This is a genomic window from Methanobacterium veterum (genome assembly GCF_000745485.1).
Classification (GTDB): Archaea; Methanobacteriota; Methanobacteria; order Methanobacteriales; family Methanobacteriaceae; genus Methanobacterium_D; species Methanobacterium_D veterum.
This window is the reverse complement of record NZ_KN050694.1, coordinates 336976-345194: the sequence shown is the minus strand read 5'-3', so window position 1 is coordinate 345194 and position 8219 is coordinate 336976. Positions and strand designations below refer to the sequence as shown.

10 protein-coding genes are annotated in these 8219 nt (G+C 33.7%); 4 read left to right on the top strand and 6 right to left on the bottom strand.

The genetic code is table 11. The annotated features are described in order from the left end of the window. Positions 1-108: 108 nt before the first annotated feature. From EJ01_RS15515 to EJ01_RS15500, 4 genes are all read right to left on the bottom strand, one after another. Positions 109-765 (bottom strand): 5-formyltetrahydrofolate cyclo-ligase, encoded by a 657-nt coding sequence (locus tag EJ01_RS15515; protein WP_048082618.1) that lies wholly within the window; start codon positions 763-765, stop codon positions 109-111. Between the two features lie 144 nt (positions 766-909). After that, positions 910-1236, bottom strand: a complete 327-nt coding sequence (locus EJ01_RS15510) for a DUF5400 domain-containing protein (protein WP_048082617.1) — start codon at positions 1234-1236, stop codon at positions 910-912. A gap of 13 nt (positions 1237-1249) precedes the next feature. Next, complete coding sequence (locus EJ01_RS15505; RefSeq protein ID WP_048082616.1) at positions 1250-2074, bottom strand: DsrE family protein; 825 nt, start codon at positions 2072-2074, stop codon at positions 1250-1252. A 12-nt stretch (positions 2075-2086) separates the two neighbouring features. Then, positions 2087-2770, bottom strand: a complete 684-nt coding sequence (locus tag EJ01_RS15500; protein ID WP_331275703.1) for a DUF169 domain-containing protein — start codon at positions 2768-2770, stop codon at positions 2087-2089. Positions 2771-2982: 212 nt separating this feature from the next. On the opposite strand from EJ01_RS15500, the gene EJ01_RS15495 reads away from it, so the two are divergent. Then, a complete protein-coding gene (locus EJ01_RS15495) occupies positions 2983-4608 on the top strand; it encodes a GAF domain-containing protein (protein ID WP_048082615.1) in 1626 nt (541 codons plus the stop codon). Between the two features lie 309 nt (positions 4609-4917). Beyond that, positions 4918-5481 (top strand): class I SAM-dependent methyltransferase, encoded by a 564-nt coding sequence (locus EJ01_RS15490; RefSeq protein ID WP_169740473.1) that lies wholly within the window; start codon positions 4918-4920, stop codon positions 5479-5481. A gap of 8 nt (positions 5482-5489) precedes the next feature. Here EJ01_RS15490 and EJ01_RS15485 read toward each other — a convergent pair whose 3' ends face one another. Then, the gene (locus EJ01_RS15485; protein WP_048082614.1) at positions 5490-6143 is read right to left on the bottom strand and encodes an alpha/beta hydrolase; all 654 of its coding nucleotides are present in this window, start codon (positions 6141-6143) and stop codon (positions 5490-5492) included. Positions 6144-6427: 284 nt separating this feature from the next. Here EJ01_RS15485 and EJ01_RS15480 point away from each other — a divergent pair, with 284 nt between their 5' ends. Next, positions 6428-6724, top strand: coding sequence for an amino acid permease C-terminal domain-containing protein (locus tag EJ01_RS15480; RefSeq protein WP_048082613.1), 297 nt, complete (start codon positions 6428-6430; stop codon positions 6722-6724). Between the two features lie 85 nt (positions 6725-6809). Then, positions 6810-7208 (top strand): PaaI family thioesterase, encoded by a 399-nt coding sequence (locus EJ01_RS15475; RefSeq protein WP_048082612.1) that lies wholly within the window; start codon positions 6810-6812, stop codon positions 7206-7208. 76 nt (positions 7209-7284) lie between these two features. On the opposite strand, the gene EJ01_RS15470 is transcribed toward EJ01_RS15475, so the two are convergent. After that, positions 7285-8178: a UbiA family prenyltransferase gene (locus EJ01_RS15470; RefSeq protein WP_048082611.1), complete on the bottom strand. Its 894-nt coding sequence runs from the start codon at positions 8176-8178 to the stop codon at positions 7285-7287. Between the last annotated feature and the right edge of the window lie 41 nt (positions 8179-8219).

The window sequence follows — 8219 nt, the reverse complement described above, 5'->3', positions numbered from 1 at the left end:
ATTGTATTGTCTACTTTCTAGACTTTATTATGAATATGGACAACTATATCATTGCTAATATTCATTAATTTTTGATGTATTATTTTAAGTATAACATAATTTGACAAGTCAATTGATCCTGATTACCCTTTCAGGTGTCACTATCATGTTTATTTTTTGATCATGCTCTTCTGTGGGGACTTCGCCTATAATCTGGATTTCATGGACAGTAGTTACAACTGGAGTACTTGGTGTAATAGCTTTTTCAGAAATTAGCTCTGATATTTCTCTATCACCGTAGCCCCCTCCTTTTCCAAGCCTGTTTCCAGATTTATCAACTGCAACAGAACCTTCAATTACTAGATTTACCTTAGGGAACTCTCGAAATCTTTGATTTCGGAGCACGAAACGAAGTTTCGTAAGTTCATGAATTTTTTTCCCAAATTTAAAAGCGCCTTTTATGGTTGATGCTGTATCTTCATTCCCTTTAATGCTAAATGGATCTATTAAAAGGAATCCATCTTTAAGCTTGGGTGAAGCCATAATTAACAGCTTTTTATCTAACAGTGCAAATTCACGGACTTTTATCTGAGCTGTATCTGGACTTGAGAAGATAACTTCCGCATTTTTCCATTCTTCAGTGCTTCTTAACATTCTGGCAGCTTCAGTCGAGCCTGAAAAATCAGGTATTCTTCCATAGGGAGATTTAGTTTGTTGGGATAAATTATTATTCTCTAAAGTGCTCCAGATTAGGTTTCTTACTTTTTCTTTCTCTTCGGTTATCATTGGTTTTATTATATGGAGTAAGTTAAATAAATCTATAACACGGGACGTATTTCAGTTAAATTAAAGAATTACTACTGTAAATACTGAATATTAATTATAAAAAATTAAGAGTTTAAAAAAGAATTAAAAAATAGAATTAAATAATTAAATCACCGATGCAATTGCGAGCACTGGAATCATAGCCATAAGAGCCAGATGTGGAGCATATGCTGGTGATGTCTGGAAATTATATTTGAGCGTTGCCCATGTCTGCGTAAATGCTGTAATAACTGCAATTAACTGCAATGCTACAGCTGCATAGAGAACCAGCGCATTACCTGTGGCAATTGCTGCAATTGTGACTATGAGTGCCAGTATCAAAGCACCGAAGTGAGGCGCCAGGCGCATACCTGACATTCTAAATGTTATAAAACCGCTTGCAATACCGCTCACCAGTATGGCGAGTATTATTACAGGATATGTAACTTGCATTCTTTTTCCTCCCTTAAAAATTTACAACTGCGTATGTAGGGTCACTCAGCAGTGTTATGTACGTTGCAGCCCCTGCGAGGCTGGTACCCTTAACAAGGTCTTCCTGTTTCATTCCTCTAAATTCAGCACTGAGTTCGCATACGTAAACTTTAGCACCCATTTCAATAACTTCTATCATTAAATTGTCCAATCTATCGAAAGATGGATGTTTAACCTTTTCTGCGTTACCTTTTTTGGCTATACTTACTCCATCCATGAGCAGGAATATTGTCACTTTTTTACCCATACTGATGGCAGCTTTTGAGAATATGAATGTGGCGTATGCACGTTCTGCATTACCTATTCCATTACTTTGTGCAACAAGCACTTTATCTCTATTAACTACTGCCGCGGATGTTGAAGCAGCTTTTTCTACTTTTTCCAGTAAAATATAAGTTTTATTGTTATCTGTACCTTTTTCAACCACTTTACCATTCATTTCTGGAATGGAAATAGCTATATCTTCAATGGCTTCACTGCTTTTACTTTTGACCTTTAAGCGTTCTCCAGTTGCCATAGAACTAAGCTTGTCCCCTACTAGTATAATAGGTCCGGGGCATGTTTCTCCAGTAACGTCCAATTCTGCTGCTTGTGATTTTGTCATTCTAACAACAACCTTGTCTTTTAAATTATCAACTTCAAATGCGAAACCATATTTCTCTGCTACGTTTTCAAGGCCCTCTTCTGATCCTGGGCTGAGAGTTAAGATAAGCCCATCATCTGCACCGTTTTTTATAATGTTTTCTGCGAGTATAGCTGAATTAGGTGCCTTAATTCCCAGAACTTGCACTGTTTTCATGGCTGTTTTCTCCTAAAGTTCTCCCCATTTACCTTTAAATGTTTTCAAGGCGTCAACTATATCGACAAAGTTTTTAGGAGGTATGCCTATAACAACTTCTTCATCTGTTACTTTGGCGTATTTACGTGAACCGCTACATCCAAGGGTCATGTTTGGTACTCCCCTCTCTTTTACGGCCACTACTGCATCAGCACACAGTGATTGTATACCTGAATAGTCGCTGGAAATTCTACCACCTTTTGCCCTTAAATAAGCTTGAGATACTCTTAAAGCTTGTTTTGGTGTAATTACGAGAACTATTACATCAGGTTCATATTCTGCACTTTCTAGGGGTGAATAAATTGAAGCATAATAATTTTCGCTGGATTTAGGAATAGCAGCTATGGTTTCCTGTGCGCCTTCTAAAGTTTCATAATTTCCAAGTTGATGGTACATCTTTCCAGATGCCACACTTGCAGGTAATGGTTCAATTCCCATTACGCCAGCCCCACCTTTACACAGGTGCTCGTCAGAAGTTGCATAACCTTTATTTCCAGTTAACCTTGCGTCCTGAACAAATTCACAGTGCCTTTTTTTTTCACTTATTTTAGAGTAACCTTCAGGTATTTCATGGGCTGATTTTACCAGTTTTACAGCTACAGGACTTCCTTTTAGTCCTAATAATTCTTTTAATTCTTTTACTTTTTCTTCATACATTATATCTGCCCTCCTTAAAATGTGATACATTAAAACTATACTTTATAGTATAACTATACTTTATAGTATAATTTCTTGTATTTAAACTTTACTTTTTAATTTATCAATAACATCCATATAAAAAAGAATAATGCTAATGCAAGCTGTACATAATATTTATATGTGGAAGCATATAATTATACTATATAGTATAAAGATTTGAGATGAAGATCATGGAAGAATTATCAAATACTGAAAGGCTGATTGTGTCATATATTAAATCTCACCCGCCTGAAGACTGCATGCTGGATAAAATAACAAGAGGTACAAGTCGGAGTAGAGCTACAGTGCTTAAATACCTTGAAATATTGCATGCAAAAGAAATATTAGATTTTAAATTTGTGGGCCGGAGTAAATTATGGTTTTTAAAACATTCCATCCCTGAAAAACCTGAGATAATATCTGAAACTGTTGATCTTGATACTCAAGAAACAAACGAACTTGTATCTGCTGCTTCAAGATTACATATACTACGGTCAAAGGAAGCGGAACTTAAAATCTCAATTAACCGTCCTGAGGCATTAATATTCACTATTAACACATATATGGACATAATAACATCCAATAATTCATTTGATACATTTTTCCCAGGAAAAAAGAATTTGCGTGAGATAATAAGCAGCGAACAAATAAATATGCTTGAAAATATTATACGATGGTTAAGCTCAAAGGATAAGACAACTATTGAAATAGACATGATAGAAAAGTCTGGCGTTTATCGGCCGTATAAAATATCACTGCAGCCAATTTTGGATGATGATGAAGCAGTTATTGGCAGTGTCATTATGGGAGAAGAACTTTCACAATCCCGGCGTACAAAACGCGAGTTAGAAACATTGTTATCTATAGCTCAGGCTGCAAGTTCAGCAGGTAGTGAAGAACAGCTTATGAAAGAGACAACAGGGAGTATCAAAGATATAATTCCATATAAATATTGTACAATATTTTTAAAGGATAATGGAAATTTAAGGCCTGCATACGAAACGTCGCAGTTAACTGGTAAATTACTTCCAAATATTAAAGGATTTATTGAAAAAAGCATGGATACATTGGAAACAAAATCTGCTGGAAACAGAGAATTTTATCTTGAAAATGTCAAGTCAATACTTGAAGATATGTCTATTTCTTTGATGCTGTCTATTCCTATTATCGATGAAGATTCTGCCATTGGTTCTATACTTCTACTGACTACTTTAACTTCAGTTAGCTCTGTAAGCATTGAAAATGTAGAGATGGCTGCCGATGAACTTTCAGGATATCTGAAGATGCAGAGGTTAACCAGTGAGAAAGAGGAATTTGCCAACACTTTACTTGCAATGAACCAGATTTCGACTGTACTTAATTCCACAAGCAACGAAGATGAAATGCTTGAAAAGGCTGTAAAATCTACTATTAATTCACTGGGCTTTGAAATGGGTTGTATTTACCTAAATGACGATAAAGAAGAATTAACTTTAAGGGTACACAGAAATCTTCCTGAAGGTCTTAAAAATATGTGCATGGCAGGCATGTTTAAAGATCTCTTCAGTAAAACACTTGAAAAACAGAATTTAGTATATGTAACATCTGAATCTGAAGAATATGACTCCCTTGAACCTGCAGTTAAAGCAAATGGCATAAGAACTATGTTAATATTGCCCATTAAAAGCGGAGATAATATAATAGGTCTTTTAAATATGGGCAGCAGACAGATAAAACATTACAATGATATCAGTCTCGAAAATCTTAGTTCTATTGGTTTACAACTGGGCTTAGCTCTTGAAAAGTCAAGATTAGCAATTAAACTAAGCAGGAAGTAACAGAGGCACACATCTGTCAAAAATCATGGATTTTGAGTTGAAGAAAAATGTTGTCAAATCGGAGATTTAAAACAGCAAAACACATCGTGTTTGCATGCCGTGCATTTTTCTGGACCCAAAAATTGTAAATTTTTGAGGTTTGGAAAAAATGTAATGTTTTTGAACCCAAAAATCAAAGCTTAAAAAGCTTTTGGAGGATTTTGGGAGCATTTTTGATGCTCACGGCTTAATTTTATGCTAAAGATAAATTTTAATTAATAGTATATAGATCAAATCTATTATTGAATAATATAAAAATCGGAGCGCAAAATGACATTTTCATTATATATACTCATAGTTATAGCACTAATTGGACTTTTTTTAATATGGATATTCTGGTCAAGTATTATAGGTGCTGGATTTCAGCCTACTTCTAAAAAATTGGTTAAACAGATGCTTGATATGGCAGAAGTAGGTACAGGAGATATTGTATATGATCTCGGCTCTGGCGACGGTAGAATTGTGATTAATGCTGTTAAAAAGTATAATGCAAAGGCCGTAGGGTTGGAAGCAGACCCCTCACGTGTATTTTGGTCTCGCTTAGTCATAACACTTTCAGGTATTGGAAACAGAGCCAAAATTGTATGGGGAAACTTTTTCAATCAGAATATCAGTGAAGCTACTGTGGTAACTTTATTTTTAAGTGATACTGCCAATCAAAAATTAAAATCTAAGTTTCTGGAGGAATTAAAGCCTGGTACTCGAATTGTTTCATATGTCTGGAAATTCAGAGGGTGGAAACCAGTAAAAGCAGATGAAACTGAAGAGATTTATTTGTATGTAATAGGCCAAAGTAACTTATCATTAAAAGAACGTGATATACGCTATTATTAGGTTAATGTTTAATTAGTTAATTCTGACACAATCCAATCGTATACTATCTGGTGAACTTTTTCAGATGATTCATCCAGACAATGTGCATTTCCAGTTAATATAACTATTTCCTTGGGCTCATGTGCTTTATTGTAAACCTGTTTAGAACAGTTTATGGGAAGAACAGGATCATCAGATCCATGGATAATTAATATGGAAGTATCTTGAGAAAAATTAGAAACTGAATCAGTCCCGTGGCTTTGAGTTGAAAGTGCAACTACAGTCTTAACAGAACTAGATGATGCAGCAGCTTGAATCACCACCGCGCCTCCAAGTGAATGGCCAACTAAAGCAATTTTGGATGCCCCTAAATTTTCTAAAAATTTAATTCCAGCAAGTACATCATATAAAGATTCTTCAATATCATGAGGATATCTGTAGCGGATTCTAAGGGAGGATATGCCGTTTTTTTTAATTTTTTCAGATAGATCGGGGTATAATTCTTCAGCTGGTGTGTCCCAACCTCCACCTACTCCACCTACCCAAATTACGCTTAAATTGTTACTGTCAACTTTATAAAATCGGCAGGATACTTCACCTCTATCAGTTATCAATTCTACAGGAATATAACTATTTTTGGCATTTTCTCCTATAATTTCTTTGATATCTATTTTAATATCCATAATATTTCCTCTTTTTAAGCTTGATATAAATTTATAAATTAAAATACGGCGCGTTAATTGTTTAATGAAAAACATATTTACTTAAATTTTAGGTGATATTAGTAATACTTATTTATATTTTATTATTATAATAATTAACTAAGTCAAAAAATGTTAAAAACAGTGTTAATTGTTATTTTAAATAATTTAAACTCCATTAATCAAGAAAATCAAATAAAAATACATGAAAAATATAAGACCTCAGTTACTGGTATTGCAGTTATTGGTTATATTGGGGGCGGCTATTGCTGCATTTGTTCCTAACTGATGTAGTCCCGCTTGTAAATATAGGGACACTTGCAGCATTTATTGTAGTTTCATTTGCTGCAATAATATTAAGAAAAACGCAGCCAGACATTCAGCGCCATTTTAAAACGCTGCTTGTACCTATGATCCCTGCTATTACAATAGTATTCTGCATTTTGCTTGTATTTGAACTGCCGACAATTACTCAATTAAAATTTATTGTCTGGCTCGCAATAGGGTTGGTTATATATTATTTCTATGGCCAACATAAAAATCACTTAAACAAAAATCAATGAATATATAATTAATTATAAAATTATTCCTTTAAAGAGAATTATTTATAGATAATAAATATTTAATATAGGGTTATGGTGAATTAAGATGGAAAAGATTAAAGAATTCTTTAAAAAAGATAAATTTGCGGAATATACAGGTATAGAACTACTTGAAGTTAAAGAAGGATGGGCAAAATCTAAAATGGAGATAACTGAAAATCATCTTAATGGGATTGGGACTGTCCATGGGGGAGCTATATTTACTTTAGCAGATTTTACCTTTGCTGCTGCTGCAAATTCTTACAGGACTGTTACAGTAGCTATAAATGCAAATATCTCATTTATGAAAGCCGCTAGATCTGGAACTTTATTTGCAGAAGCAGAAGAGATATCTGCAAATCCAAAGCTTGGTACTTATACCATTACAGTTACAGGTGATGACGGTGAATTAATAGCAATCTTCCAGGGGATGGCCTACAGAAAGAGGGATAAAATAGATATTTAAATATTAAGTTTTAATAAAAAATAAATTAAAGGGAATATGATTAAAAATAAACAAATGGCTGTCTAGTTCTACTTAATTAAACTATACTTAAAAATTGGATCAGTATAAGAACAACAGGCCATAAAATAAACTCTAAATCCGCTAATGTATGCGCAGTTTTTTCTAATTCGCTATTTGATGCTGAGTTTGCCTTATTAATATAGAAATAACTATAAAAAAGGAAAATTAGCAAGAAAATACCCTTAATATCAATTATGTTAAAGTACACTCCCACCACTAAAGGAATGAATGAAATAACATTTAAAGCCTGCAGAAAGTTTAATGCACCTTTTTTTCCCAGCATTACAGGGAGCGTTTTTAAGCCTTCAGACCTGTCATTTTCTATATCCTTCAAATCAAAGAACATAACATTGTTCATGACCCTCATAAATATAAATGAAAATGCTATTATAAAAGACATGTTAATATCCATGGAATAGTAAAAAAGAGGGAAAAGTGCCCCTACTAATGCCCATGTTAATGCTGTAAACATGTTTTTAAATGCAGGAATCTTTTTTGTTAGGTTTTTGAGCACCACGTTGTACAGTATCCCACCGGCCATTATAGCCACTATAAAAACAACCATCCCCCAGTTTGAATATAATACCAGCAGAGAAACTAAAAATAAACTGTAAAAAGCAAATACAAAGGGATATCTATCAGCTTTTCTTTTTAAAAAAGTAGCCCTTTCTGAATTATTTTTAATATCCTTATCGATATCTTTATAGTAATCGTAGCTGTAAATTATCAGAGGCAGTAAATATGATATTAGCAGCATAGGTATGGAAATTTTGATATCCAGAATAATCGATGCGGATATTATAAAACAGGGACTGCACAGTGCAGCTAAATATCCTCCATAGGTAATTTCATTTTTTAAATATTTCAAAGACTTAAATTCAATATTTCTATAATTGGCGTTCAAATGCATATTTTTTCCTCCAGATTTTAATACAATTTTAAACATATTTT

Excerpts from the sequence above, each read along its gene's own strand:
- EJ01_RS15470 (WP_048082611.1), bottom strand. The coding sequence starts at position 8,178 with ATGCATTTGAACGCCAATTATAGAAATATTGAATTTAAGTCTTTGAAA.
- EJ01_RS15485 (WP_048082614.1), bottom strand. The coding sequence starts at position 6,143 with ATGGATATTAAAATAGATATCAAAGAAATTATAGGAGAAAATGCCAAA.
- EJ01_RS15510 (WP_048082617.1), bottom strand. The coding sequence starts at position 1,236 with ATGCAAGTTACATATCCTGTAATAATACTCGCCATACTGGTGAGCGGT.
- EJ01_RS15515 (WP_048082618.1), bottom strand. The coding sequence starts at position 765 with ATGATAACCGAAGAGAAAGAAAAAGTAAGAAACCTAATCTGGAGCACT.
- EJ01_RS15505 (WP_048082616.1), bottom strand. The coding sequence starts at position 2,074 with ATGAAAACAGTGCAAGTTCTGGGAATTAAGGCACCTAATTCAGCTATA.
- EJ01_RS15490 (WP_169740473.1), top strand. The coding sequence starts at position 4,918 with ATGACATTTTCATTATATATACTCATAGTTATAGCACTAATTGGACTT.
- EJ01_RS15475 (WP_048082612.1), top strand. The coding sequence starts at position 6,810 with ATGGAAAAGATTAAAGAATTCTTTAAAAAAGATAAATTTGCGGAATAT.
- EJ01_RS15500 (WP_331275703.1), bottom strand. The coding sequence starts at position 2,770 with ATGTATGAAGAAAAAGTAAAAGAATTAAAAGAATTATTAGGACTAAAA.
- EJ01_RS15495 (WP_048082615.1), top strand. The coding sequence starts at position 2,983 with ATGGAAGAATTATCAAATACTGAAAGGCTGATTGTGTCATATATTAAA.